General features: G+C 33.2%; 26 protein-coding genes. 17 read left to right on the top strand and 9 right to left on the bottom strand.

From position 1 onward, the window contains the following. Positions 1-176 precede the first annotated feature (176 nt). The 7 genes from AC9UEH_RS04060 (at position 177) to AC9UEH_RS04030 (ending at position 7,349) form a co-directional block, all read left to right on the top strand. The gene (locus AC9UEH_RS04060; RefSeq protein WP_509528673.1) at positions 177-1,637 is read left to right on the top strand and encodes a lipopolysaccharide biosynthesis protein; all 1,461 of its coding nucleotides are present in this window, start codon (positions 177-179) and stop codon (positions 1,635-1,637) included. 71 nt (positions 1,638-1,708) lie between these two features. Next, positions 1,709-2,143: a dUTP diphosphatase gene (dut, locus tag AC9UEH_RS04055; protein ID WP_509528671.1), complete on the top strand. Its 435-nt coding sequence runs from the start codon at positions 1,709-1,711 to the stop codon at positions 2,141-2,143. Positions 2,144-2,173: 30 nt separating this feature from the next. Further along, on the top strand, positions 2,174-2,728 hold the full coding sequence (locus tag AC9UEH_RS04050) for a hypothetical protein (RefSeq protein WP_509528669.1): 555 nt from the start codon (positions 2,174-2,176) through the stop codon (positions 2,726-2,728). Between the two features lie 157 nt (positions 2,729-2,885). Then, on the top strand, positions 2,886-3,896 hold the full coding sequence (locus AC9UEH_RS04045; protein ID WP_509528667.1) for a sugar phosphate nucleotidyltransferase: 1,011 nt from the start codon (positions 2,886-2,888) through the stop codon (positions 3,894-3,896). 5 nt (positions 3,897-3,901) lie between these two features. Continuing rightward, entirely contained in the window at positions 3,902-5,251 is a 1,350-nt protein-coding gene (locus tag AC9UEH_RS04040; RefSeq protein WP_509528664.1) for a tetratricopeptide repeat protein, read from the top strand. After that, complete coding sequence (gene lolB1, locus AC9UEH_RS04035) at positions 5,251-6,021, top strand: lipoprotein insertase outer membrane protein LolB1 (RefSeq protein WP_509528662.1); 771 nt, start codon at positions 5,251-5,253, stop codon at positions 6,019-6,021. Before AC9UEH_RS04040 ends, lolB1 begins: the two co-directional genes overlap by 1 nt. A gap of 23 nt (positions 6,022-6,044) precedes the next feature. Further along, positions 6,045-7,349, top strand: a complete 1,305-nt coding sequence (locus AC9UEH_RS04030) for a murein hydrolase activator EnvC family protein (protein WP_509528660.1) — start codon at positions 6,045-6,047, stop codon at positions 7,347-7,349. A 29-nt stretch (positions 7,350-7,378) separates the two neighbouring features. Here AC9UEH_RS04030 and AC9UEH_RS04025 read toward each other — a convergent pair whose 3' ends face one another. Further along, on the bottom strand, positions 7,379-7,888 hold the full coding sequence (locus tag AC9UEH_RS04025; RefSeq protein WP_509528658.1) for an acyl-CoA thioesterase: 510 nt from the start codon (positions 7,886-7,888) through the stop codon (positions 7,379-7,381). Between the two features lie 188 nt (positions 7,889-8,076). Continuing rightward, positions 8,077-9,012, bottom strand: a complete 936-nt coding sequence (locus AC9UEH_RS04020) for an HU domain-containing protein (protein ID WP_509528656.1) — start codon at positions 9,010-9,012, stop codon at positions 8,077-8,079. A 102-nt stretch (positions 9,013-9,114) separates the two neighbouring features. Here AC9UEH_RS04020 and dprA point away from each other — a divergent pair, with 102 nt between their 5' ends. Beyond that, positions 9,115-10,236 carry a DNA-processing protein DprA gene (dprA, locus tag AC9UEH_RS04015; RefSeq protein WP_509528654.1) on the top strand — a complete coding sequence of 374 codons (1,122 nt, stop codon included), beginning with the start codon at positions 9,115-9,117 and terminating at the stop codon, positions 10,234-10,236. On the opposite strand, the gene trpS is transcribed toward dprA, so the two are convergent. Beyond that, positions 10,233-11,213, bottom strand: a complete 981-nt coding sequence (trpS, locus tag AC9UEH_RS04010) for a tryptophan--tRNA ligase (RefSeq protein ID WP_509528652.1) — start codon at positions 11,211-11,213, stop codon at positions 10,233-10,235. The two genes, dprA and trpS, sit on opposite strands and share 4 nt — an antisense overlap. A gap of 69 nt (positions 11,214-11,282) precedes the next feature. Between trpS and AC9UEH_RS04005 the strand changes: the two genes are divergently transcribed. Next, positions 11,283-12,032 carry a lysophospholipid acyltransferase family protein gene (locus AC9UEH_RS04005; RefSeq protein WP_509528650.1) on the top strand — a complete coding sequence of 250 codons (750 nt, stop codon included), beginning with the start codon at positions 11,283-11,285 and terminating at the stop codon, positions 12,030-12,032. A 34-nt stretch (positions 12,033-12,066) separates the two neighbouring features. On the opposite strand, the gene recA is transcribed toward AC9UEH_RS04005, so the two are convergent. Then, positions 12,067-13,104: a recombinase RecA gene (gene recA, locus AC9UEH_RS04000; protein WP_509528648.1), complete on the bottom strand. Its 1,038-nt coding sequence runs from the start codon at positions 13,102-13,104 to the stop codon at positions 12,067-12,069. 137 nt (positions 13,105-13,241) lie between these two features. Here recA and AC9UEH_RS03995 point away from each other — a divergent pair, with 137 nt between their 5' ends. The 3 genes from AC9UEH_RS03995 to AC9UEH_RS03985 all read left to right on the top strand — a co-directional run bounded on the left by AC9UEH_RS03995 (position 13,242) and on the right by AC9UEH_RS03985 (position 15,760). Continuing rightward, a complete protein-coding gene (locus AC9UEH_RS03995; RefSeq protein WP_509528646.1) occupies positions 13,242-13,976 on the top strand; it encodes a lysophospholipid acyltransferase family protein in 735 nt (244 codons plus the stop codon). A gap of 60 nt (positions 13,977-14,036) precedes the next feature. Further along, positions 14,037-15,023 (top strand): acyl-ACP desaturase, encoded by a 987-nt coding sequence (locus tag AC9UEH_RS03990; protein WP_509528644.1) that lies wholly within the window; start codon positions 14,037-14,039, stop codon positions 15,021-15,023. An 83-nt stretch (positions 15,024-15,106) separates the two neighbouring features. Beyond that, positions 15,107-15,760, top strand: a complete 654-nt coding sequence (locus AC9UEH_RS03985; protein ID WP_509528642.1) for an HD domain-containing protein — start codon at positions 15,107-15,109, stop codon at positions 15,758-15,760. Between the two features lie 10 nt (positions 15,761-15,770). Here the strand turns inward: AC9UEH_RS03985 and AC9UEH_RS03980 are convergent, their stop codons facing one another. From AC9UEH_RS03980 to AC9UEH_RS03960, 5 genes are all read right to left on the bottom strand, one after another. Next, on the bottom strand, positions 15,771-16,553 hold the full coding sequence (locus AC9UEH_RS03980; RefSeq protein WP_509528640.1) for an enoyl-CoA hydratase/isomerase family protein: 783 nt from the start codon (positions 16,551-16,553) through the stop codon (positions 15,771-15,773). A gap of 10 nt (positions 16,554-16,563) precedes the next feature. Then, the gene (locus tag AC9UEH_RS03975; protein ID WP_509528677.1) at positions 16,564-17,979 is read right to left on the bottom strand and encodes an ATP-binding protein; all 1,416 of its coding nucleotides are present in this window, start codon (positions 17,977-17,979) and stop codon (positions 16,564-16,566) included. A gap of 141 nt (positions 17,980-18,120) precedes the next feature. Then, positions 18,121-18,675: a CopD family protein gene (locus AC9UEH_RS03970; RefSeq protein ID WP_509528638.1), complete on the bottom strand. Its 555-nt coding sequence runs from the start codon at positions 18,673-18,675 to the stop codon at positions 18,121-18,123. 75 nt (positions 18,676-18,750) lie between these two features. Next, the gene (gene hemH, locus AC9UEH_RS03965) at positions 18,751-19,764 is read right to left on the bottom strand and encodes a ferrochelatase (protein ID WP_509528675.1); all 1,014 of its coding nucleotides are present in this window, start codon (positions 19,762-19,764) and stop codon (positions 18,751-18,753) included. Between the two features lie 95 nt (positions 19,765-19,859). Beyond that, on the bottom strand, positions 19,860-20,732 hold the full coding sequence (locus tag AC9UEH_RS03960; RefSeq protein ID WP_509528636.1) for an AraC family transcriptional regulator: 873 nt from the start codon (positions 20,730-20,732) through the stop codon (positions 19,860-19,862). 227 nt (positions 20,733-20,959) lie between these two features. Between AC9UEH_RS03960 and hemA the strand changes: the two genes are divergently transcribed. From hemA to hemF, 5 genes are all read left to right on the top strand, one after another. Beyond that, positions 20,960-22,261, top strand: coding sequence for a glutamyl-tRNA reductase (gene hemA, locus AC9UEH_RS03955; protein ID WP_509528634.1), 1,302 nt, complete (start codon positions 20,960-20,962; stop codon positions 22,259-22,261). Between the two features lie 34 nt (positions 22,262-22,295). Next, complete coding sequence (gene hemC, locus AC9UEH_RS03950; protein ID WP_509528632.1) at positions 22,296-23,216, top strand: hydroxymethylbilane synthase; 921 nt, start codon at positions 22,296-22,298, stop codon at positions 23,214-23,216. After that, positions 23,216-23,905 carry a uroporphyrinogen-III synthase gene (locus AC9UEH_RS03945; protein WP_509528630.1) on the top strand — a complete coding sequence of 230 codons (690 nt, stop codon included), beginning with the start codon at positions 23,216-23,218 and terminating at the stop codon, positions 23,903-23,905. The genes hemC and AC9UEH_RS03945 overlap by 1 nt, the downstream gene beginning before the upstream one ends. 94 nt (positions 23,906-23,999) lie before the next feature. Beyond that, positions 24,000-25,067, top strand: coding sequence for a uroporphyrinogen decarboxylase (gene hemE, locus AC9UEH_RS03940; RefSeq protein ID WP_509528627.1), 1,068 nt, complete (start codon positions 24,000-24,002; stop codon positions 25,065-25,067). A 301-nt stretch (positions 25,068-25,368) separates the two neighbouring features. Continuing rightward, the gene (hemF, locus tag AC9UEH_RS03935; RefSeq protein ID WP_509528625.1) at positions 25,369-26,277 is read left to right on the top strand and encodes an oxygen-dependent coproporphyrinogen oxidase; all 909 of its coding nucleotides are present in this window, start codon (positions 25,369-25,371) and stop codon (positions 26,275-26,277) included. The last annotated feature ends 103 nt before the right edge of the window (positions 26,278-26,380 follow it).

The following is a 26,380-nucleotide window of genomic DNA, read 5'->3' as shown; positions in this document are numbered from 1 at the left end:
AGTGATAGCAAGTATTACAGGAGTATGATTAAAAACGGATATACATTTAAAAATAACAACAAAACCTATTTTTATAGATGTAGCAATATCAAAGAAATTCCAATGATTAAGTATGAATAGACAAAAACCACCAAAAAATACTTATTTTTGTTACTTTCAAATCATAAAAAGCAATTTTGAGTTTATATAAAAATCTTTTCAAACAAACAGCCATTTATGGACTTGCAACGGTATTGCCGCGAATGTTCAGCTTTTTGTTAGTGCCACTTTACACCGATTTGCTTCCAAAAGCAGCCTACGGAAAAGTCACCATTATTTTTGCTTGGATGATTTTTTTCAACGTGATTTTGGCGTACGGAATGGAAACCACTTTTTTCAGGTTTTACAACAATGAAACCGATAAAAAAGCAGTAATCGAAACGACCACAGTTTCCATATTTTGGTCAACGCTACTCTTTCTTTTTCCTGCTTTATTACTAAAAAATTACCTCGCCGAATTATCAGGAATCGATGTGCAATACATCATTTATACCATCTGGATTTTAGTCTTAGATGCCTTAGTAATCGTGCCTTTTTCTAAACTTCGAGCCTATCAAAAACCAATGGTTTATGCTATAATAAAAATTGGAAATGTAGTGGTTAACCTTACTTTAAACGTTTTCTTTTTAATTTATTTACCCAAAATCGCTCAAGCAAATCCTGATAGTTTTCTGGGGTCGTTATACACCGAAAATTTTGAAGTTGGCTATATTTTTGTTTCAAATATCATTGCAAGTTTACTAACATTTATAGCACTTTCGCCGAATTATTTTCACGTAAATTGGAATTTCGATTTCAATCTTTGGAAACGAATGATGCGCTACGGATTGCCAATAATGATAGCCGGAATCGCCTTTGCCATCAACGAACAATCCGACAAAATTTTATTGGGAAAATTTCTTCCCGCCAATATCGCAGATGCCGAAGTTGGCGTTTATTCCGCCTGTTACAAGCTCGGATTGTTTATGGTTTTATACCGAACCGCTTATACTTTAGGAATCGAACCTTTCTTTTTCAGTCACGCCAAGAACGAAAATGCGCCGCAAACGTATGCCACAATAACTAAATATTTCGTCATTTTTGGATCATTTATTTTGTTGTCCGTAATCGTTTTTGCCGATATTTTCAAATATTTTATGATACGTGATTCTTCCTATTGGGAAGCTATGAAAGTCGTTCCGCTAATCATTTTGGCGAACTTTTTCCTCGGGATTTATACCAATTTATCCGTCTGGTACAAACTGATCGATAAAACCTATATCGGTGCCTATATTTCCATCGTCGGAGCAATCGTAACGCTGGTTTTGAACTTTTTATTAATCCCAACGATGAGCTATTTCGGCTCTGCTATCGCCACAATTGCTGCCTACGGAACTATGATGGGAATTTCCTATTTTCTCGGAAATAAATACTATCCAATTCCCTACGACATGAAAAAAATCAGTGGTTATTTAGGATTATCTATCCTGTTTTCTATTATTTCATTCTATTATTTCCGTGAAAATTACTTCGTCGGAATCTCGTTATTGCTAACATTTTTGTATTTTATATACTATAACGAAAAAGAAACATTGAACAAAATTTTAAAACGAAAATAATTACTGAAAATGTGCACGGATGAACACATGTACGGACAGCTCGCGAGCTGTCCCTACCAAAAATGAAAAAAATGAAAATAAACATCATCAACAAATCACAACACGATTTGCCAAATTACGAAACCATTGCCTCGGCAGGAATGGATTTGCGTGCCAATTTATCCGAATCCATAACCTTAAATCCATTGGAAAGAACCATCGTAAAAACAGGGCTTTTCATAGAATTACCAATCGGTTTTGAAGCGCAAGTTAGACCAAGAAGCGGATTAGCAGCCAAAAAAGGAATCACCGTTCTCAATTCACCAGGAACTGTTGACGCCGATTATCGAGGAGAAATTGGAGTAATTTTAGTAAATTTATCCAACGAAGTTTTCATTATCGAAAATGGAGAAAGAATTGCACAGCTCATCATCGCAAAACACAAACGTGCAGAATGGATTGAAGTCCAAGAATTGTCGGAAACATCAAGAGGAGAAGGCGGTTTTGGAAGTACGGGAGTTAAGTAAAATCTAATAAGCGATAAGTAAGAAACGATAATGATAAGTTATAATAAAAAACATCCAAAAAGTTTAACTGAAATTGAAAAAAAGAAAATAAGAAGAATAAATATTCTTTGTTATTTTTTTATGATTATTGCTCTTATTTCTTCTATGGAAATTAACGAAATGGATAATAATTTTCATGGTACAATTTTATTTATTACTTTCTCAATAGTTGGCTTAATATTAGCAATTATATTTTCATTATATTTAAATAAAAAAATACCGATAATTTCAATTAATAAGAACACAAATAATTTTGTCAACGGAATAATATTCGGGTTATTTATTTTTGGGTTTCCTGCTTCGGCTAATTTGTATAATAGAACAGTAAATGTTGGAGAAATTAACTGTGGTAATTTTAAAGTTTTAGAATTAGCTGAGTCAACATATAAAACCCATCAATATTTTTTATATGTAGAAATAAATAAAACATATGAAAGATTAACAACAAATGAAATCATATGGAATGAATTGAGAGTTGGAAAAAATGTGGAATTATGTGTTGCCAAAGGGGGGCTTGGAATGGAATTCGTAAAAAGTATCAAATAAAAATCCGTAAAAATCAGTTTAATCCGTATAATCTGTGTCTAAAAATTAATAATATAACCTTCGTGAACTTTGCGTAAAACTCTGTGAACTTTGCGGTTGAATAAAAAATAAATTAACAAGAGGATGAGATTAATTCATTCCTCGCAATGACAACAAAATGAAAATAATAGTACCAATGGCAGGTCGTGGTTCACGTCTTCGTCCACACACATTTACGGTTCCAAAACCACTAATTCCAATAGCAGGAAAACCAATCGTACATCGTTTGGTTGAAGATATTGCAGGCGTTTTAAATCAAAAAATTGAAGAAGTTGCTTTTATCATTCACGAAAGTTTTGGAAAAAAAGTTGAAGAAGAATTAATTGCAATTGCCCAAAAACTCGGAGCAAAAGGTACTATATATTATCAAAATGAAGCTTTAGGAACGGGTCACGCAATAATGTGCGCCAAAGATTCTTTGAGTGGTCCTGCCGTTATTGCTTATGCGGATACTTTAATTCGTGCCGACTTTGAATTAGACGCAACTGCCGATAGTGTAATTTGGGTAAAACAAGTAGATCAACCCCAAGAATTTGGGGTAATTAGTCTTAACAAAGCCAACGAAATAATTGAATTAGTAGAAAAACCAAAAGAATTTGTTTCTGATTTAGCGGTAATTGGAATATACTATTTCAAGGATGTTGCCGTTTTAAAAACAGAACTTCAAGCCGTTTTAGACAACAATATTATTCATGGTGGCGAATATCAAATTAACGATGGAATTAAACAAATGATGGCAAAAGGCATGAAATTTGTGCCTGGAAAAGTTGATGAATGGATGGATTGTGGCAACAAAAATGTAACTGTTGAAACGAATTCAAGAATGTTAGGTTTTTTGCATAACGATGGAGAACATTTGGTTGATTTCGGTGTAAAATTAGAAAATTCAACAATCATTCCGCCTTGTTATATAGGTGAAAACGTAACCTTGAAAAACGCAACGGTTGGTCCAAATGTTTCTTTAGGAAACGGCTGTTTGGTGGAAAACGCAACGTTAAAAAATAGTTTGGTACAGAACCATTCTACAATAAAAAATGCTAATTTAGACAACGCAATGATAGGAAGTCACGCTAGTTTTGACGGAAATTTCACAAGCATTAGTATTGGAGATTACTCTGTTTTAGAATAAATATAATGATGAAAAAGTCAGTTTTTTTAGTCCTTTTTTCGCTTTTGCTTTGCAATCCAACTTCTCTTTTGGCACAAACTGAGCCAGAAGATGTTGCATTGGCAAAAGACGATTTTCAAGATTCTTTCTTTGAATCCTTAAAACAAAAAGGAATAGAAAATTATGATAAAGCCATTATTGAATTAGAAAAATGTCTGAAAATTCAACCTGAAAATGCCACTATTTATTTTGAAATAGGAAAAAATTATTTAGCACAAAAAGAATATAAAAAGGCTTACGATTCTTTTGAAAGCGCTACAAAAATTGACGCTAAAAACAGATGGTTTTGGGTTGGAATGTACGATGTTTGTTATGAAACCAAAGATTTTGAAAAGGCAATTCCAATTGTTATAAAATTGGTAGAATTCAAAAAAGAATACAAAGAAGAATTGGTGTCATTATATATGAATACGCAACAATTTGACAAAGCATTGGATTTGATAAATGAGTTGAACGATGCCGTTGGAAAATTGGAATTACGCGAAAATTATAAAGCTCAAATCCTTCAAGATTCAAAATACCAGAGTTCGGAACGCAATAATTTAATGGAACAAATAAAGAAAAATCCCAAGGAAGAATCGAATTATGTTTCCTTGATTTTTTTATACAATGAAAACAACCAAGAAGAAAAAGCGCATGAAATTGCTAAGAAATTAGAAATTGCAATTCCAAATTCTGATTGGGCACAAGTGAGTTTGTTTAAATTATATTTAAATAATAATGAAGGAGAAAATGTAGTTAAAGCTATGAATTTTGTTTTGGCAAGTCCAAAGATTGACAGCAAAATCAAACATAGAATGTTGAATGAATTCATCTTATTTATAAGTGACAAACCGCAATTTGATGGAGATTTGGAAAAAGCAGTTTCTTACTTTGATAACGATAAAGATGTTCAAGTTGCAAAAGAATTAGGAAAATTCTATCACAATAAAAAAAACTGGGACAAAGCCATACGATTCTATGAAATACAAACCAATAAAAACCCTGATGATATAGAAACGGCATTACTTTTGTTAGAATGTTATACTGAAAAAGGGCAATTTGACGTTATAGAAAAGAAAACGGATGCCTTGTTGCAAATATATCCAACACAACCGCAATTTTATTATTACTCAGGATTGGCATTAAATCAAAGAGGAGCATTTAAAAAAGCAAAAGAAATACTTGAAACAGGATTGGATTTTATAATTGAAAATACAGAATTGGAAATAAATTTCGACATACAATTAGGGGATTCCTACAGTGGATTAGGCGATTTGAAGAAGAAAGAATTTTATTTCTCTAAAGCTGAAAATGCTTTAAAACAAAAAAAATAATGAAAAAATACATTGGCTTAGCCTCAATTTTTGTTCTGTTTTCTTGCACAGCCAAAAAGGTTTTGTTTGTTGAAAAGAATTCAAATAAGGAGCTAACATCAGAAAAAATTATAGAAAAGCATTACAATGATAAAATGAGTTTTTCTACTTTATATATCAAATCGAGTGCGAGTTATAAAGACGATAAACAATCTCAAAATGTAACGGCAGAAATTAAAGTTAAGAAAGACGAAAAAATATTAATTAGCATTCGTTTCCTTGGGTTTACAATGGCAAAAGTGTTAATCACGCCTGACAAAGTTCAGTATTATGAAAAAATAAATGGCAGTTATTTCGAAGGAAATTATGCCGCTTTAAGCCAATGGTTAGGCACTGATTTAGATTTTCAGAAAGTTCAAAATATGTTAATTGGAGAGCCATTTGATGATTTGAAAATTGGAGAATACGATACAATATTAGAAGATAAATTATATAAATTATCAATCAGTTCAAACGCGGGAATTAAAAAGACATTCTACTTGGGAAGTGATACTTTTTTGGTTAAAAAACAGGAAATTTCGCAATCAGCACAAGGTCGTATGTTGCAAGTTAGTTATCCCGAACGCAAAGAAGCTTCGGAAGCATTCTTGCCATTGCGAATCGCTATTGAAGCCATTCAAAAATCAGGAAAAACAAATATTAATATCAATTATAATTCTGTTTCTTTTAATGAAGACCTTTCTTTTCCATATTCTGTTCCAGAATCGTACGAAAGAGTTTTTATTAATTAGATTTGCATAAATATAGCTCCAATATGTCAAAATTTATTTTTAGTTTATTAATTATCTGTATGACTTCTTCCATTTGGGGTCAGGAAGATCAGCAGCAAAAATTGGAAGAACGTAAGGCTCAAATCCAAAGAGAAATTCGTGAAAACGAAGAATTATTACAAGAAACCAAGAAAAAAGAAAAATCAGTTACCAATATAATTATAATTCAGGGAAATAAGATAAAACTTAAAGAGAAATTAATTAATACTACTGAAAAGCAAACTAAATTACTTAGTAATGACATGTATATTAATCAGTTGCAAATAAACAAACTCAATAGAGAATTAGAAATTCTTAAAGAAGATTATGCTGCAATGATTGTGAAATCCTATAAAAGTCGATCGGAGCAAAGTCGGGCAATGTTTTTATTGTCGTCAGAAAATTTCTTGCAAGCCTATAAAAGAGCGCAATATATGAAGCAATATGCAAGCTACAGAAAAACGCAAGGAGTTGAAATAAAAGACAAATCGGAGGAACTTACGGTTTATAATGGAAAATTAGTTGTTCAAAAAACAGCCAAACAAAAATTGATTGAAGAAAACGAAAAAGAACGTTTGGCGCTTCAAAAAGAGAAACAAGAGCAAGAAATTTTAGTAAATTCAATTAAAAAAGACAAGAAGAAATATAGTGCTGAAATAAAGAAAAAGCAACAAGAAACAAGAGCAATCGATCAAAAAATTGACCGTTTAATTCGGGAAGCAATTGCGGAAGCCAACAGAAAAGCAGCTGAAGCCAATAGAAAAGCGGCAGATGCAAATAGAAAAGCATCGCCAAGCAGCACTAAAATTCCAACTAAAGAGGCTGTTGTCGCCGAAACAAAAGCGATAGAATCATCATCAAAAATTGTTTTAACTGCCGAAGGAAAAATCATTGCCGATAATTTTAAAGCGAATAAAGGAAGGTTACCGTGGCCCGTTGAAAAAGGGAGTGTTTATTCTGCTTATGGCGAACATCCGCATCCAGAATTCAAAACCTTAACAATAAAAAATAGCGGTGTAGATATTGAAACCGAGAAAGGTGCAAATGCAAGAGCGGTTTTTGGAGGAATTGTGACCAGCGTAATGGTTTTTTCCCCTGTAAATACTGCGGTTATGATTCAGCATGGAGATTTTTTCACGGTGTATCAAAATTTAAGTTCCGTTTCTGTGAGCAAAGGAGATAAAGTTTCTATAAAACAAACCATCGGAAGAGTTAGAACCAACGGCGATACTGGTAAAACAATTATAAAATTTACCATTTCTCAAAATACAACTTATTCTAATCCAAGTGGTTGGTTATTTAATATGTAAAAAAATGGAGTCCCTTGAAGCATATTTATTTACACAAACAATGCTTTTAATTCGGTGGCATCACTAGGTTTCATTTTTCCAGCCAAAACCAAGCTCAATTGTTTTCTTCTTAAGGCAGCATCAAAACGTTCTTTTTCTAATTCAGTTTCAGGAATAATTTGTGGTACTTCAACAGGTCGTCCAGAATCATCTACAGCTACAAAGGTATAAATGGCTTCATTGGCTTTGCTTCTACTTCCGGTTTCCCGGTCTTCAACCCAAACATCAATATAAATTTCCATGGAACTTTTAAAACTTCTGGAAACTTTTGCTTCAACCGTAACTACGCTTCCCAAAGGAATTGCGCGATTGAAAGCTACGTGATTTACAGAGGCTGTAACTGCTATTCTTCGGGAATGTCTCCGTGCCGAAATACTTGCAGCTCGGTCCATTCTTGCTAATAATTCTCCCCCAAAAAGGTTGTTTAACGGGTTAGTCTCGCTCGGTAATACCAAATCGGTTAAAATGGTCAAGGATTCTGAAGGATGTTTTGGATGCATGATTTTTTTTTACAAAGGTACTTAAGTAAGTTGAGAGTTTTAATGTTGTAAAGTCAAAAGTCTCAAAATAGTAAAAACTAGATACGATCAGTCTATTACAATAAATCCCCTATTTTAAAATACGACTCTTAATTATACTTACTACTTTCATTTTATAAAAAATCCCGATAGTATCGGGATTTTTTTATTTATATTTCTTCAATTAGCACCCAAGCATCGGGATTTTGATTTTTTTGAATTTCAACTCTTGCCTTTTGTGCTTCTTCAAATGTTGGATAACTTCCATAAAGGACAGGAAATAAACCGTGATTATTTGGAGCTAATCTTCTCGCTTTGAAACCTTCTTTACTTAATTTTTGATATATTCTTTCTGCATTTTCTTCAAGTCTGAATGACCCCGCAACAACGTGATACGGCATTTTTTCTTCCTTAACCGTTAAAGTTACTGCTGGCAATGGACTTTCAATAAAAAATGTAGCTTCTTGAATTTTATTTTGTACTTGTTCTTGCACCGCTTTTTCAACAATTAAAGTATCTGCGGCAACTTTGTCTTGGTATAATTTAATACCCATTATTCCAGTAAACGATAGCGATAAAACGATAATCGCTGCATATTTTAAATAGGTGCGTCCTGAATTTTTCTCAGCAATCAATTGAATTACTTCACTTTCTTCAATGGTTTCAAAAACGTGTTGAAGTACTTCTCTTTTAATTGAAGGAGCAATTATTGCACTCAAACCGAAAGAATTTGACAAATAATTCGGTTGGTCATAAGGAGAGAAAACTATTTTTTTTTCTGAATTTAACGAAAGTTCACCAATATTTTTTAACGCAATTGTATTTTGAAATTGCAAAGCATTTTTCCACTTTGTAACTTCAATTTCGATGGAACCAACGGCAGTTTCATAGTTACTTTTTTCGTTCTTAGCAATATGATTTGCTAATAACCCGTCGTTATTTTTCAAAAAGGAATTAAACGAAATCAATTTCTTGGGCGGATAAAATCCATTGGTTTTTTCGTGCCATTGCGCCGATTGAATTTCGGTCAAAAAAGCACCAAAACCTGGAATCGTAACACATTGATACCGATATAAAAGCTGTGAAATGTAAAGTTCTAAATTCATAATAACAAAGTTATACAATCAAAAGAGGTATCAAAATTTTATTCACATTTTTTATTAACAATTTGCAAAAAAATGCATATATTTCAGATTGAAATATTTGCCATGAACGAAACCGAATTATTTTATTTATTAGCCTTACAAAAAGTAGAAGGAGTTGGCGATATTGTTGCTAAAAAACTAATTTCCCACTGTGGAAATGCCGAAACTATTTTCAAAACCAAGTCGTCACAATTGTCTTCTATTGACGGAATTGGTACTGTTTTACTTTCAAAATTAAAAAATAAATCCATTTTTGAGAAAGCAGAAGCTGAATTAAAATTCATAAAAAACAATGAAATCAATGTTGCTTTTTTTCAAGATGATAATTATCCAGAACGTTTAAAACATTGTATTGACGGCCCACTTTTATTATTCACTTCGGGAAATATTGATTTCAAAACCAGAAAAATAATTAGTATTGTTGGAACGCGACAAATTACTTCACAAGGAACCGAATTCTGCAAAAAATTAATTTCCGATTTAGCACCTTTGAATCCAATAATCATAAGTGGTTTTGCGTATGGAGTTGACATTGTGGCACATCAAGCTGCAATGGAACACGATTTGCAAACTATTGGCGTAGTTGCTCACGGTTTAGACCAAATTTATCCCAGTGTACATAAAAAATACGTTTCAAAAATGGAAAAAAATGGTGGTTTTATGACTGAATTTTGGAGCGGAACCAATCCCGAAAAAGAAAATTTTGTAAAACGAAATCGAATCGTTGCAGGAATGTCGGAAGCCACAATTGTAATTGAATCTGCCGAAAAAGGGGGGTCGTTAATCACCGCGAATTTAGCCAATGACTACAACCGGGATGTTTTTGCAGTTCCTGGAAGAACATCAGATAAATTCAGCCAAGGGTGTAATAATTTAATCAAAACTCAAAGGGCTAATTTGCTGACAAGTGCTGCAGATATTGTATATATTTTGAATTGGGATTTAGAAGGGATTGCCTCGAATTCTCGCAATGACAAAAAACCAGTTCAAAAACAATTATTTGTAACTTTAGAAAATGACGAACAAAAAATATACGATTACCTACTAAAATCAGGAAAAGAAATCCTTGATATTATTGCATTAGAATGTGATTTTCCGATTTATAAAATCTCGGGAATGTTATTAAATATGGAATTAAAAGGCGTAATTCGACCTTTGCCGGGGAAATTATTTGAGGCAATTTAGAAACTAAAACCTAATTTTTCTCTAACTCTTCGCAAAACGCCATTGGCAACAGCCTTTGCTTTTTCGGCACCTTGAAACAATTCGTATTCAATTTCTGGTAAATTACTCATATAGTAATTGTATTTTTCCCGTTCGGTTTTGAATTTCTCTGTAATCAATTCAAACAGGTCTTGTTTGGCGTGACCATATCCATAATTGGCATTTGCATTAGCATAATTAGAAACCATTTTTTGAATTTGATTTTCGTCAGCTAATAATTTATAAATTGCAAAAATGTTACACGTTTCTGTATTTTTAGGTGCTTCTAAAGGCGTGCTATCACTTTCAATTCCCATAATTTGCTTGCGTAAAGCCTTATCATCTAAAAAAATATTGATGATATTATTCGCAGATTTACTCATTTTTCCACCATTCGTTCCTGGAACATATTTGGTGTCTTCTTGAATATACGATTCTGGCAAAACGAAAGTTTCCCCCATTTGATGATTGAAACGAGCCGCAACATCACGAGTAATTTCAATGTGTTGCAATTGGTCTTTTCCAACAGGAACAAATTCGGCATCATACAACAAAATATCAGCTGCCATAAGTATTGGATAAGAAAATAATCCTGCATTTACATCTTCTAAACGGTCGGATTTGTCTTTGAATGAATGTGCCAATGTCAACCTTTGAAAAGGAAAAAAGCAACTCAAATACCAAGATAATTCTGCCGTTTGTGGTACATCGGATTGGCGATAAAAAATCACTTTTTTAACGTTTAATCCACACGCCAACCAAGCAGCGGCGGTACTATAAGTGTTCGCTCTTAAAGTAGCACCGTCTTTTATTTGAGTGATAGAATGTAAATCGGCAATGAAAAGAAACGATTCGTTTTCGGGTTTATTTGACAATTCAATCGCTGGGATTATTGCGCCTAATAAATTTCCTAAATGAGGAGTTCCTGTGCTTTGTATGCCTGTTAAAATCTTTGACATTGTTTTTTATTTATCGCAAAGTTAAACCTTTGTATTAAAAATAACAGCTAATTGTGTATTTTTGACAATATGAAATTAATAAAAAACATTTTTTGGCTTCTTTGGCGAATTTGGTTTTACATCATGTTGGGAATTCCTATCATTATAATGTTTCCGTTTTTATTGATTTCTATACTTAAAGAAAAATGGTATCCCTACTTTTTTATAATGGCTCGAATTTGGGCAAAAGTAATTCTTATTGGAACTGGATTTTATTATAAAATTGAACGAGAGCAGGAAATGGAACCCAATAAAAGCTATATGTTGGTTGCCAATCACACTTCGATGACGGATATTATGTTGATGCTTGTAGTTTCAAAACATCCGTTTGTATTTGTTGGTAAAAAAGAATTATCGAAGATTCCATTGTTCGGATTTTTCTACAAACGTACGTGTATTTTAGTAGATAGAAGTAGTACGAGAAGCCGAATGGAAGTTTTTAACCGTGCTCAAAAAAGATTAAATCAAGGCTTAAGTATTTGTATTTTCCCTGAAGGCGGCGTTCCCTTAGATGAATCTATTGTTTTGGACGATTTTAAAGATGGTGCTTTTAGATTGGCAATTGAACATCAAATTCCAATTGTGCCAATTACTTTTGCCGATAATAAAAAACGAATGTCCTATACTTTTTTCAGTGGAAGTCTCGGAATTATGAGAGCAAAAGTGCATCCTTTTATTTATACAAATGGAAAAACTATTGAAAACAAAAAAGATATCCGAGAAGTTAAAGAACACGCTTGGTCGATAATTCACAAGCAACTTTTAGACCTTAATAAATAAAAAAACCGCCCAATTTCTTGAGCAGTTTCTGAATTTAAGCGTTATTTTCTTTAATTCTATCTTTAATTTTTTGTTCTAATTCGTCTGCCATTTCTGGATTGTCTTTGATTAACGATTTCACTGCATCGCGACCTTGTCCTAATTTGGTTTCGCCATAACTGAACCAAGAACCTGCTTTTTTGATAATTTCAAATTCAACTGCCAAATCTAATATTTCGCCAGTTTTAGAAATTCCTTCACCGTACATAATATCAAATTCTGCTACTTTGAAAGGTGGCGCCACTTTATTTTTAACGACTTTCACTTTTGTTCTGTTTCCAATAACATTATCGCCATCTTTTATTTGAGTTGATCGACGAATATCCAAACGAACAGAAGCATAAAATTTCAAGGCATTTCCTCCAGTTGTTGTTTCTGGATTACCAAACATAACTCCGATTTTCTCCCTCAACTGATTGATAAAGAATACGGTACAATTTGTTTTACTGATAGTTCCAGTTAATTTTCTCAAGGCTTGCGACATCAAACGGGCGTGTAATCCCATTTTTGAATCACCCATTTCGCCTTCAATTTCACTTTTTGGTGTCAATGCGGCAACAGAGTCAATTACTACAATATCAATTGCGCCCGAACGAATTAAATTCTCAGCAATTTCAAGTGCTTGTTCCCCATTATCAGGTTGCGAAATGATTAAATTTTCAATATCAACGCCTAATTTTTCTGCATACGTTCTATCGAAAGCGTGTTCCGCATCAATAAAAGCTGCAATTCCACCAGCCTTTTGAGCTTCTGCAATTGCGTGCAAGGTTAAGGTTGTTTTTCCTGAAGATTCTGGGCCATATATTTCAATAACTCTTCCTCTTGGATAACCGTTTACGCCTAATGCTAAATCGAGTCCTAATGAACCTGAAGAGATGGTTTCCACTTCTTCAACGGCCTTATCGCCCATTTTCATTACGGTTCCCTTTCCGTAGGTTTTATCTAATTTATCTAATGTAAGTTGAAGGGCTTTTAGCTTGGCTTCTTTTTCTGGATTTGCTTTTTCTTTTTCCGAACTCATCTTTGCTTTCATTTAGTTACACTTATTTTTAGTAAAAATAGTTCTTTTTTCCGAAGTTATAAGAAGTGTTTTAATAAAGAATTTTGTCTTTGTGTAAAAAAACCACTACAAAATAAATATTTCGTACTTTTGACCGCAATTTTACAGCAATGGAAAAAATAATATCGTATCCAATATCTATAATTAGCTTACTCTTGTTTTTGCTAACCATAGTTATTTTTCATCCAATTCAGTGGATTTGCTTCAATTTATTTGGATACCAAGCTCATAAAAAAAGTGTCGATTATCTCAATTTTATTCTTTTGCGAATCGGACATCTGTTAGGAACTCGCTATAAAATTGAAAATAGAGAATCCATTCCCGAAGGAGTTCCAATTATTTTTGTCTCCAATCATCAGAGTTTATACGATATCATCGGAATAATATGGTTTTTGAGAAAATTCCACCCTAAATTTGTAAGTAAGAAAGAATTGGGCAAAGGGATTCCAAGTATTTCCTATAATTTAAATCACGGAGGTTCCGTGTTAATTGATAGAAATGATCCAAAACAAGCCATTTCTATTATCAAAGAATTATCTCAATATATTGAAAAAACAAATCGTTCTGCGGTAATTTTCCCTGAGGGAACGCGAACTAAAACTGGAAAACCGAAAGAATTTGCGAAAAGCGGCTTAAAAATTTTATGTAAATATTCCCCTTCTGCATTTGTTGTTCCAATTACGATTAACAATTCTTGGAAATTTGTTAAATTTGGCTTTTTGCCTTATGGTCTTGGAAATCGAATTACCTTTGTAGTTCACAATGCAATTCCTGTTAAGAATTCTGATATTGAGGATTTAACAAATAAAGTGGAAGAAATAATAATTACAAATATAAAAACATAAATAAATTGATTTTATAGTCTTGAGGTATTAAAACTATAAAATCCAAACCCTTAATTAATTATGTCAATAAAAAACATGCGTCTTGAAGTGATGCAATTTCTTGAAAAAAATGTCGATACTTTTGTCGATCAATATTTAATCCCTGTTGAAAAAATTTGGCAACCTACCGATTTTTTACCTAATTCTCAATCGGAAAATTTCTATGAAGAAGTTAAAGAATTACGTGAAATTGCAAAAGATTTACCTTACGATTTCTGGGTAACTTTAGTGGGCGATACCATAACCGAAGAAGCTTTGCCAACGTATGAATCTTGGTTAATGGACGTGGAAGGAATTGATCAAGTGGAAGCTAACGGCTGGTCAAAATGGATTCGTCAATGGACTGGTGAAGAAAATCGCCATGGAGATTTGTTGAGTAAATACCTTTATTTATCGGGTCGCGTGAACATGCGTGAAGTTGAAATGACCACGCAACATTTGATAAATGATGGTTTCGATATTGGAACAGGAAGAGACCCCTACAAGAATTTTGTTTACACCAGTTTTCAAGAATTAGCGACTTATGTTTCTCACAATCGTGTGGCACAATTGGCAAAAACGTATGGCGATAATAAATTGTCTAAGATTTGCAAAATGATTGCGGGTGATGAAATGCGTCACCACCACGCTTATAGCGAATTTGTGAACCGTATTTTCCAAGTAGATCCAAGTGAAATGATGTTGGCTTTTCAATATATGATGAAACAAAAAATCGTTATGCCAGCACAATTTTTGAGAGAATCTGGCGAAAAAATGAGTTCTGCATTTGAACATTTTTCAGATTCTGCACAAAGAATTGGTGTTTATACAGCAAGTGATTATGTAGATATTATGCAAAAATTAATTGATAAATGGGAAATTGATAAAATTTCAAGTTTAACAGATGAAGCCGAAAAAGCGCGTGATTATTTGATGAAATTACCTGGTAGAATGATGAAAATTTCGGAAAGATTAATCATTCCACAAGAATCTCAAATTTTCAAATGGGTAGAACCAGCGAGAATTTAATGTTTTATTATATATAATTTTTAAATGTTGAGTTTTGAAGTATGCTTTTGAAATTCAACATTTTTTAATTAAACAATCCCATTATGACAAACCCAGATTTAATAAATGCAACAATTAAATTTGTAAAACAAGAACTTGAAAATGCTGAAGGCGGGCATGATTGGTTTCATATCCAAAGAGTTTATAATAATTCATTGTTGATTGCAAATGGGGAAGATTGTGATATTTTAGTGGTGAAATTAGGTGCATTACTTCACGATATTGCCGACAGCAAATTTCATAATGGCGATGAAACTGTGGGTCCAAAAAAAGCAAGATTGTTTTTAGAAAGTGAAAATGTCTCTGAAAATACAATTGTACACGTTATCAATATCATAGAAAATATTTCCTTTAAAGGCGGAAATGGTATCAAAAATTTTCACTCATTAGAACTTGATATTGTTCAAGATGCCGATCGTTTAGACGCTATTGGCGCCATCGGAATTGCACGAACTTTCAATTATGGGGGTTTCAAAAATAGAATCTTATTCAATCCAAATATTGCTCCAAATCTACACATGAGCAAAGAGCAATATAAAAATTCAGAGGCACCAACAATCAATCATTTCTATGAAAAATTGTTGCTTTTGAAAGATAAAATGAATACCAAAACTGGAAAAGAAATTGCAACGCAAAGACATCATTTTATGGAATCTTTTTTATCACAATTTTATGCTGAATGGGATGGAGAAAAATAATTTTTTCTTCCTATAATCCTTTAAAATTTGGCTTTCTCTTTTCTAAAAATGCGGTTGTTCCTTCCTTGAAATCTGCTGTTCCAAAGCATTTACCAAATGCCTCAATTTCTGTTTTATACCCATTCATGCCGTCTTTAAAATTGGCATTAATTGCTTTTATCGCTTGGCTGATTGCTACCGGCGAATTTCTTGCGATTTTTTGTCCGATGCTATTACAGAATTCTAAAAGTTCTGCTTGTGGCACAACATAATTCACTAAACCATAGGCTTTTGCTTCATCCGCAGTTAACATTCCCGCAGACATAATCATTTCCATTGCCTTTCCTTTTCCAACTAATTGCGGCAATCTTTGTGTGCCTCCGTAACCTGGAATTACACCAAGTGAAACTTCTGGCAATCCCATTTTTGCGTTTTCAGAAGCAACTCTAAAATGACAAGACATTGCCAATTCTAATCCTCCACCAAGTGCAAATCCATTGACTGCGGCAATTACTGGCGTTCCTAAATTTTCGATAAAATCAAATAAAAGTGCTTGTCCTTGCTCTGCTAATTCAGCGCCTTCAGTCACGGAAAAATTTGCAAATTCAGAAATATCTGCACCCGCAACAAACGCTTTATCGCCACTTCCTGTTAGAATGATAACTCGAATTTCTTTGTTGATTTCTAATTTTCTTAAGGCTTCATGCAATTCTAAAATAGTAGTTTTATTCAACGCATTCAATTTTGTTGGTCGGTTAATGGTAACCGTTGCGCTGTTTATTTCTGTAGTAACTAAAATATTTTCGTAGTTCATTTTTGCGAATTTATGAGTTAATTATTGGAAGCGAAACGGTAAATGTTGCGCCTTTTCCAAATTCTGTTTCAAAGGTAATTGTTCCTTTGTAATTTTCAATTATGTTTTTAATAATTCCCAATCCTAATCCCATTCCGCTATTTTTTGTTGTGAATTTAGGTTCAAATATTCTGTCAATATTTTCAGGTTCAATACCAATTCCATTGTCTTTTACAAGTATTAAAACATTATTTTCTTCTTTTCTAACCGAAACCAATATTGATTTTTCATTTTGATTTTCAGGAATAGATTGAATGGCATTTTTCACTAAATTGGTAATCACACGAATCAATTGTGCACGATCCATTTTTGAAATTATGCCTTCTTCTTCACTTTCAAAAACAATATATTCTTCGTTGAAAATATCAAGCGTCAACTCGACAACATTTACCACATTTAGCGTTTCATTTTGTTGCGCCGGCATCGATGCAAAATTTGAAAATGCGGATGCTACCGAACTCATCGTGTCAATTTGCTGAATTAATGTTTTGGAATAATCGTTCAATTTTTGTTTTAAATCTGGGTCATTTGCATCAAATTTTCGTTGGAAACTTTGCACCGTTAATCGCATTGGCGTAAGCGGATTTTTAATTTCGTGCGCAACCTGTTTTGCCATTTCTCGCCACGCTTCTTCCCGCTCGCTTTGTGCTAATTTTATGGCACTTTCTTCCAGTTCATCAACCATTCCATTATAGGCTTTTATCAATAAATTGATTTCTTTGCTGTTGGCCTCCAAAACAATTTTCTCGTTTTTTTGAACCAAACTTGTTTCGTTTAATTTATCGGAAATTGTTTTTAATGATTTTGTAATATAAGTGGAAAGAAAATAAGCCAATCCAAATGCAATTATCAGCATAAATGCATAAACCTGCCCCAATTTGATTAAGAAATTTTGAAGTTCGGTTTCATAAAAACTATCATCTTCCACATACGGAATATTCAAAATTCCAAGCGGTTTGAATTTTTCGTCTTTAATAATACTATAAGAAGAGCGGTTTTTTACGCCGTCAATATTTTTGATGTCAACATATCTTTTTTCGATAGAAGATTGCACCAATTTTAATATGTATTTTGGAATTGGGGGTGCAATAGTGTCAACAGAAAAAGAGGCTTTTGATGATTTTAATAACTTCCCATCCAAACCAAAAATATTGATTTCTAATCCGTGAATTTGAGATAATTCGTGGATTTTATCTTTAAAAATCAAGTCTAAATTATTGGTTGAAAGTGGATAAGTTGTATTGGAAAGAACATAATTTATATGTTCATTTATTGCCATTTCTTTACGTTCTAATCGTTCTTGGTGGTATTCTTTGGATTCATTTTTAAACTGAATTATTGAAATGGAAGCCATTAAAATCGAAGCAATCAAAACCAATACAATCATCGACAGGAAAATCCTTGTTCGAAGTGAAAGCATTGACATTTTAAAGCTCATGTAGAAAGTGTTCAGTAATTAGTAATCCGTGTTCAGTAGCAGATTCAGTATTTCGTTCAGGGTTAATAACTGAACTCTGAAATCCGATTACTACTCACTATTTTTTTCTCGAATTCGTTTGTACATTTTGAATCCTAACATAATTGTAATTGCAAATATAAAAATCCCGAGTACACCATAAATCCAATTGACTGCATTTTTTAGAATGACCAAAAACACTACCGCAAACAAAATTATGGTTGCCCCTTCATTCCACAAACGCATAAAATTGGAACTGTGTTTTACTTCCCCTTTTTGCAATTGCAAATACATTTGGTGGCACTTAATATGGTACAAATACAATAAAAACACAAATCCTAATTTCATGTGCATCCAAGGCATTAGCAACCACGCCTTTCCAATATCTGTAAAAAACAGCATCCAATAAGCAAAAATACTTGCTAAAATGGCACTTGGCCAAGTGATAATGTACCACAATCGATACGTCATTATCTTATATTGATTTTGCAATATTTCCTTTTCAGGAGATGGTTTGTCGTTGGCTTCAATTTGGTAAACAAAAAGGCGCACAATATAAAAAAGTCCTGCAAACCAAGTGATTACAAAGATAAGATGAAGCGATTTTAGGCAGTTGTAGTAGTCCATTTATTTTTTGTTTAAAGTTTAGAGTTTAAGGTTTTAGCATGTTATACAATTTTAAACCTTAGACTTTAAACATTCTTATTTTGCCCAATTTTTAATCCAATTTCCAACGGTTTGACACCATTCATCGCCATCGTTCATACAAGGAATTGCCATAAAATTTTCGCCTCCATGCACTTTAAATTCGTGACTAGCTTCCATCGCAATTTCTTCCAATGTTTCCAAACAATCCGAGACAAATGCAGGTGTTACAACCGCTAATTTCTTAATTCCTTTTTCGGGCATTTTGTTCACTTCCACATCGGTATATGGTGTCAACCATTTGTCTCCAGCCAATCTCGATTGAAACGTTTGACTGTATTTTCCTTCTGGAATCCCTAAATATTTCACAACCTGTTTTGTAGTTTCATAACATTGGTGGCGATAACAAAATTCGTGCGCTGGCGAAGGCGTGTTGCAGCAAGAACCATCAATTTTGCAATGTGATTTTGTAATGTCGGTTTTACGAATATGGCGCTCCGGAATCCCATGATACGAGAACAATAAATGATCATAATCGTAGTTTTCCAAATGCTTTTTGATAGAATTTCCCAAACTTGTAATGTAATCCGGTTTGTTATAAAACGCAGGAACAATTGTGAATTTCATCTCAGGAAAATACTTTTTTCTATGCTCTTCTGCCAATTCTAAAATGGTAGTTGTGGAAGCCATCGCGTGTTGCGGATATAAAGGAAATAACAAAACTTCATCAACGCCTTTGTCTTTCAATTCTTGAAGTCCTTTCAGGATTGACATTTTCCCGTAACGCATCGCCAATGCAATAGGAGTTGTAGTTTGTGCCTGAACTTTCTTCTGCATTCTTTGCGAAATCACTACTAATGGCGAACCTTCTTCCCACCAAATTTTGGCGTAAGCGGCAGCTGATTTTTTTGGTCTTGTTTGTAAAATAATTCCGCGAACCAATAAAGCTCGCAACAAAAACGGAACGTCAATTACGTATTTATCCATTAAAAACTCATCCAAATATGGCTTAACATCTTTTGCAGTTGGACTTTCTGGAGAACCTAAATTGACTAATAATACACCTTTCATTTTATTTATTTTTTGCATAAAAGTAATTCAAACTTACTTTTTATTATTTGCGATTAACTATTTTTTAATGCTTGTTCACAATCAATTCGATGTGATTATGTGTTTGGATTAATTGCCATCAGATATTTTTTTGGTGTCGTTGCAAATTTCTTTTTGAAAGCAGCAATAAAATGACTTCCCGTGCTGTAGCCAATTTTTAAACCTACTTCGTTTACATTATAGGAACCGCTGTCTAATAATTTTCGGGCGCAATCCATTTTGTAATCAAACAAAAACCCGTAAACAGTATCGCCATAAATTTGTTTGAAACCCATTTTCAATTTCTTTAAATTCAATCCTACTTGGTCGGCTAATTCTTGTAAACCCGGCGGTTCTACCATATTTGCAATTACAATTTCCTTAGCTTTTTTAATTTTCATTACATTTTCTTCGTCAATCAAAAACGGACATTGCTCGGCATCAGGATCTTCGGAACGATTGAAATACAAACTCAATAATTCGTATCCTTTTCCTTTATAATATAGGTTTTTAATATTTGGATGTAAATTATAATGAAACAATTGGCTCAATACAATTGCCATTGAAGGACTAATATCACTTTCGTTATAATATTTTTTATCTTGATTTTCACCACTTAAAAAAGGAATATAACTGGCTTCTGTAGAAAATAAAGCGTGAAATTTTTTGATAGAAATTATTACAGAAATTACCCAAGTTTGAGGTTCTAATATTAAATTTAATGGCAATTCTTTCTGCGGATTATAAAGCAATAACGATTTTTCTTCTTTCAAATCCAAGGTATAATTACCTTGATTAAAAATAAATTTTGCTTTCCCTTTGATTCCAAAATGAAATTGAATAAGTCCTTGACTTATTTGTTTTTCCACTTGAAACACTTCATTTTCATCATTTTGAAAACGAATTAGAATAAAATCATCTTCAATTTTTATAATTTCTTGAGAACCCATAGCGGTATTTTTTAATTAAAAAAGAAATAATTAATAAATCGTTTTATTTAGAATGACTCTAAATTAAGAACTCCAAACAACCTAATTTCATTACAAAAATAGCTGTTTTTATGCAAAAGTAACGATTTAGAAACAAAAATTCTCATAGCGACACAATTAGTCCTTTAAGCGTTGTTTTTATAAAAACTATAATTATAATTTTGTCAAACTTTTTATAAAGTGAATATATGAAAAATAATCAATCGAAACAGCTCTATTTTTATTCTGTAGGATTAAGCTATAAAAAAGCGGATGCCGAAATTAGAGGGAAATTCAGTTTAGATGCCGCTGCCAAAACTCGTTTGCTTGAACAAGCAAAATTAGAAGGAATTGAAAGTTTAATAGTGACATCAACTTGCAATAGAACTGAGATTTACGGATTTGCGGAACACCCATTTCAATTGATAAAATTAATTTGCGAAAACAGTAACGGAACCGTTGAAGCCTTTCAAGAAGTTGGTTTTGTGTTTAAAGGTCAAGAAGCAATAAATCATATTTTTCAAGTAGGAACAGGATTAGACAGTCAAATTCTTGGAGATTTTGAAATTATAAGCCAAATAAAAGTAAGCTTTGCAGAATCAAGAGCGTTTGGATTAATAAATACCTATTTAGACCGATTAATAAATGCAGTGATTCAAGCCAGTAAAAAAATTAAGACCGATACCGAAATCAGTTCTGGTGCAACATCAGTTTCTTTTGCATCTGTTCAATATATTATTAAAAATGTTGAGAATATTGGAAACAAAAATATTCTGCTTTTTGGAACTGGAAAAATCGGAAGAAACACCTGCGAAAATTTAGTAAAACATACTAAAAACGAGCAAATTACCTTAATTAATCGTACCAAAGACAAGGCCGAAAAATTAGCAGGAAAACTAAATTTGATAGTCAAAGATTATGCAGAATTACATCTTGAACTTCAAAAAGCCGATGTTGTTGTAGTGGCGACTGGCGCTCAAAATCCTACAATTGACAAAGCAATTTTGAATTTGAAAAAACCAATTCTAATTCTGGATTTATCGATTCCAAAAAATGTACACGAAAATGTAAGGGATTTGGAAGGCGTAACTTTAATTCACATGGATCATTTATCACAAATGACCGATGATACTTTGGAACGAAGAAAACAACATATTCCAGCTGCCGAAGCAATTATTGAAGACATCAAAATGGAATTTAATATTTGGATGAATGGCCGTAAACACGCACCAACAATCCACGCATTGAAAGCAAAATTGAATGATATTGCTGCTAATGAATTGAATTTTCAACGAAAAAAACTATCTAATTTTGATGAAGAACAAGCAGAATTAATTAGCAGCAGAATTATTCAAAAAATTACCAATCATTTTGCAAGCCACTTGAAAGATGAAAACACATCGGTAGATGAAAGTATTGATTTCATTGAAAAAGTTTTTCAAATTGGACAACAATTACCAGTGAAAACAATTTCAATAATTGAAGAAAAATACAAAATTACATTATCATAAAACCTTAAAGTATATATTTCAAAACTACTTAAAAATGGCTCAAAAAGTGATACGTATTGGAACTCGTGACAGTGAATTAGCACTTTGGCAAGCGCACACAGTAGAAAAAAAATTAAACGATTTAGGATATAAAACCGAAATTATTGCCGTAAAATCCACAGGCGATATTATACTCAACAAACCATTATATGAATTAGGAATCACGGGAATTTTCACAAAAACCCTTGATGCCGCTATGATTAATGGCCATGTGGATATTGCGGTACATTCTATGAAAGACGTGCCAACAGCTTTGCCAATTGGAATTGTTCAAGTTGCCGTTTTAGAGCGTGCCAACGAAAAAGACATTTTAGTTTATAAAAATAATCTGGATTTTTTAACTGGTAATGGAATTATTGCAACAGGAAGTTTGCGTCGTCAAGCGCAATGGCTGCATAAATATCCGACTCATAATGTAGTTGATTTGCGTGGAAATGTGAATTTGAGAATGCAAAAATTAAATGAAAGTGATTGGAACGGAGCCGTATTTGCAGCAGCTGGACTGGAACGCATCAACTTAACACCAACTGATTTTATCAATTTAGATTGGATGATTCCCGCGCCAGCACAAGGTGCAATGGTAATTGTGGCGATGGCAAATGACGAGTTTTGCAAAGAGGCAGTTTCAGAACTCAATGATCTTGAAACCGATATTTGCACCTATATAGAAAGACAATTTTTAAAAACTTTGGAAGGCGGATGTACAGCGCCAATTGGAGCAATTGCAAAATTCACCGAAGACACCATCGAATTTAAAGGTGCCCTTTTTTCATTAGACGGAAAACAAAAATTTGAAGTCGAAAAAGTGGTGCCAATTGAACAATGGAAAAAATTAGGTTTTGAATTAGCCAAGGAAATTTTGAACAATGGCGGAGCAGAACTAATGAAAAATATTAAAGAAGCATTGAAAAAATAATGAGTGCAATCCAAATTTTATCAACAAAAATACTTTCTGATAATCAGAAACAGGCATTAGAATCAGCTAATTTTAATGTTATTGAATACGATTTTATTCAAATCAAAAATCAAAAATTTGAACTTAAAGAAATCAATGATAATTTGATTATTACGAGTCAAAATGCAGCACAAAGTTTATTACTTCAACCTGATTGTGATGCGTTAAAAACTAAAAATGTATTTTGCGTTGGATTAAAAACCAAGATTTTATTGTCTGAAAGCGGTTTTAATGTAATTGCTTATACGGGTTATGCATCAGATTTAGCGGAAATCATCACTTTGATTTATGCCAATGAAAGCTACACTTTTTTTACCGGAAATTTGCGAAAAGAAACTTTGCCAAAAGCACTAAAAGAAGCAAAAATTAAGTTCAATGAGATTCAGGTTTACGAAACTTCATTGACACCACAAAAAATATCCTCCCCCAACCCCTCCAAAGGAGGGGAGAAGAATTTCGATGGGATTCTGTTTTTTAGTCCGTCGGGAGTTGAAAGTTATTTGAAAGAAAATATTATAAAAAAAGAACTTTGCTTTTGCATCGGTGAAACTACTGCGGATGCATTACCAAAAACAGTTAAAAATATAATTATTGCAGCCCAACCGTCAATTGAAGACGTGATTGAAGAATGTATCGAAGAGTATAAATAGGCCCCCTAACCCCAAAGGGGGAATTCGGGAAGTTTATAAATTTAAAAAGAATACTAAAATTTAGAAAGTTTAAAAGTTTTAATAAATTAATATAATGAACAATATAGATATTCAAATTTCCCCTTCGGGGGTTAGGGGGCTTAAGAACGACCTATTTTTAAAAGCATTAAGAGGAGAAACAGTGGAACGCCCACCGGTTTGGATGATGCGTCAAGCCGGAAGATATTTGCCAGAATTCATCGCTTTGCGTGATAAATATGATTTTTTTACGCGTTGTCAAACTCCAGAATTAGCTGCTGAAATTACGGTTCAACCAATTCGTAGAATTGGTCCCGATGTGGCGATTTTATTCTCGGATATTCTGGTTGTTCCTCAAGCAATGGGAATTGAAGTTTTGATGAAAGAGAATTTTGGTCCGTTTTTACCCAATCCAATTCGTACCATTCAGGATGTCGAAAAAGTAATTGTTCCTAATATCCAAGAAACTTTGGGTTATGTAATGGATGCTATAAAATTGACCAAAGAAATGTTGAACGATGAGGTACCGTTAATTGGTTTCGCAGGTTCGCCTTGGACAATTTTCTGTTATGCTGTGGAAGGAAAAGGATCAAAAAGTTTTGATACCGCCAAAGGATTTTGTTTTTCAAATCCAGTTGCAGCACACGTATTATTACAAAAAATTACCGATACCACTATTTTATATTTGAAAGAAAAAGTTAAAGCAGGTGTTGACGCCGTTCAGATTTTTGACTCTTGGGGTGGAATGCTTTCGCCAGTAGATTATCAAGAATTCTCTTGGAAATACATCAACCAAATTGTAGAAGCTTTGGCAGATGAAACCCACGTTATAGTTTTCGGAAAAGGATGTTGGTTTGCCTTGGGAGAAATGGGAAAAAGTAGGGCTTCGGCATTGGGAGTAGATTGGACTTGTACGCCCAGAAATGCACGTTATTTGTCAGGTGGAAAAATTACTTTACAAGGAAATTTCGATCCGTCAAGATTGCTTTCGCCAATTCCTGTTATCAAGAAAATGGTTCACGAAATGATTGACGAATTCGGAAAAGACAAATATATTGCCAATTTAGGTCACGGAATTTTACCAAATATCCCTGTAGATCATGCGAAGGCATTTATCGATGCGGTGAAGGAGTATAAAAAATAAATATCATCAAAATGAATTCAAATAAAAAATCAACAGATTTAGTTTTCTACGGAGTTTATTATTCTTGGATATTACTTCTGCTTTATAATTATTTTATTAGAATTCCTATTATGGATATGATACCACCTTGTAGAGCAGGAATATTTAGAATCGGATTATTGTTTTTTAATTTTGTTATATCATTAACATTTTTGATAATTCAAATAGTTACCAATATAAAACAGAAAAGTAAATTTTATTATCGAATAGAATTAATTATTATTCCATTTATAATAACGCTTGCTATTGCATTATTTTACAGATGAAAAATAAATTCTATCAATACATACAAACACTTCAAGACCAAATCTGTGCAGGATTGGAAGTTGCTGACGGCGCAACTAAATTCCGTGAGGACATTTGGGAACGACCAGAAGGTGGAGGCGGAAGAACACGCGTAATAGAAAACGGAGTAGTTTTCGAAAAAGGCGGTGTCAATATTTCGGCGGTGCACGGAAAATTACCTGAAGCTATGCAGAAAATGTTTGGGGTTGGAGAAGCTGATTTTTTTGCTTGCGGATTGAGTTTGGTTTTGCATCCAAGAAACCCAATGGTTCCTACTGTTCACGCCAATTGGAGGTATTTTGAAATGTATGATGATAATGGAAATGTGTTTCAGCAGTGGTTTGGTGGAGGTCAAGATTTAACGCCTTATTATTTGTTTGAAGAAGATGCAAAACATTTTCATCAAACGTGTAAAACCGCTTGCGACAAACATAATCAAGATTTTTATCCAAAATATAAAAAACAATGTGACGATTATTTTTGGAATGAGCATCGCAACGAGGCACGAGGAATTGGCGGATTGTTTTTTGATTATTGCAAAGCAAATGAAAATATGTCAATAGAAAATTGGTTCAGTTTTGTATCTGAAGTCGGTAATAGTTTTCTCGAAGCGTATGTTCCAATTGTCGAAAAAAGAAAAAATTTAGATTACACAGCCGCACAACGTACGTGGCAAGAAATACGTCGTGGAAGATATGTTGAATTCAATTTGGTGCACGACAAAGGCACACTTTTTGGCTTAAAAACTAATGGCAGAATTGAAAGTATTCTGATGAGTTTGCCGCCACACGTTCAGTGGGTTTATGACCATCATCCGGAAAAAGGAAGTGAAGAAGAAAAATTAATTGAAGTATTAGAAAAACCAAGAGAATGGCTAGCCCCCTAACCCCCGAAGGGGGAACTTCGCAAGAAGAAATAGGAGTCTAAAAACAATAAAAATTAATGTATTAACTAAAAACCTATTGACCCCTGATAGGAATTCCCCCTTT

This window comes from Flavobacterium sp., assembly GCF_040402835.1.
In the GTDB taxonomy this organism is placed as follows: domain Bacteria; phylum Bacteroidota; class Bacteroidia; order Flavobacteriales; family Flavobacteriaceae; genus Flavobacterium.
The sequence above is the reverse complement of the archived record's forward strand: the minus strand, read 5'-3'. Positions and strand labels throughout refer to the sequence as shown.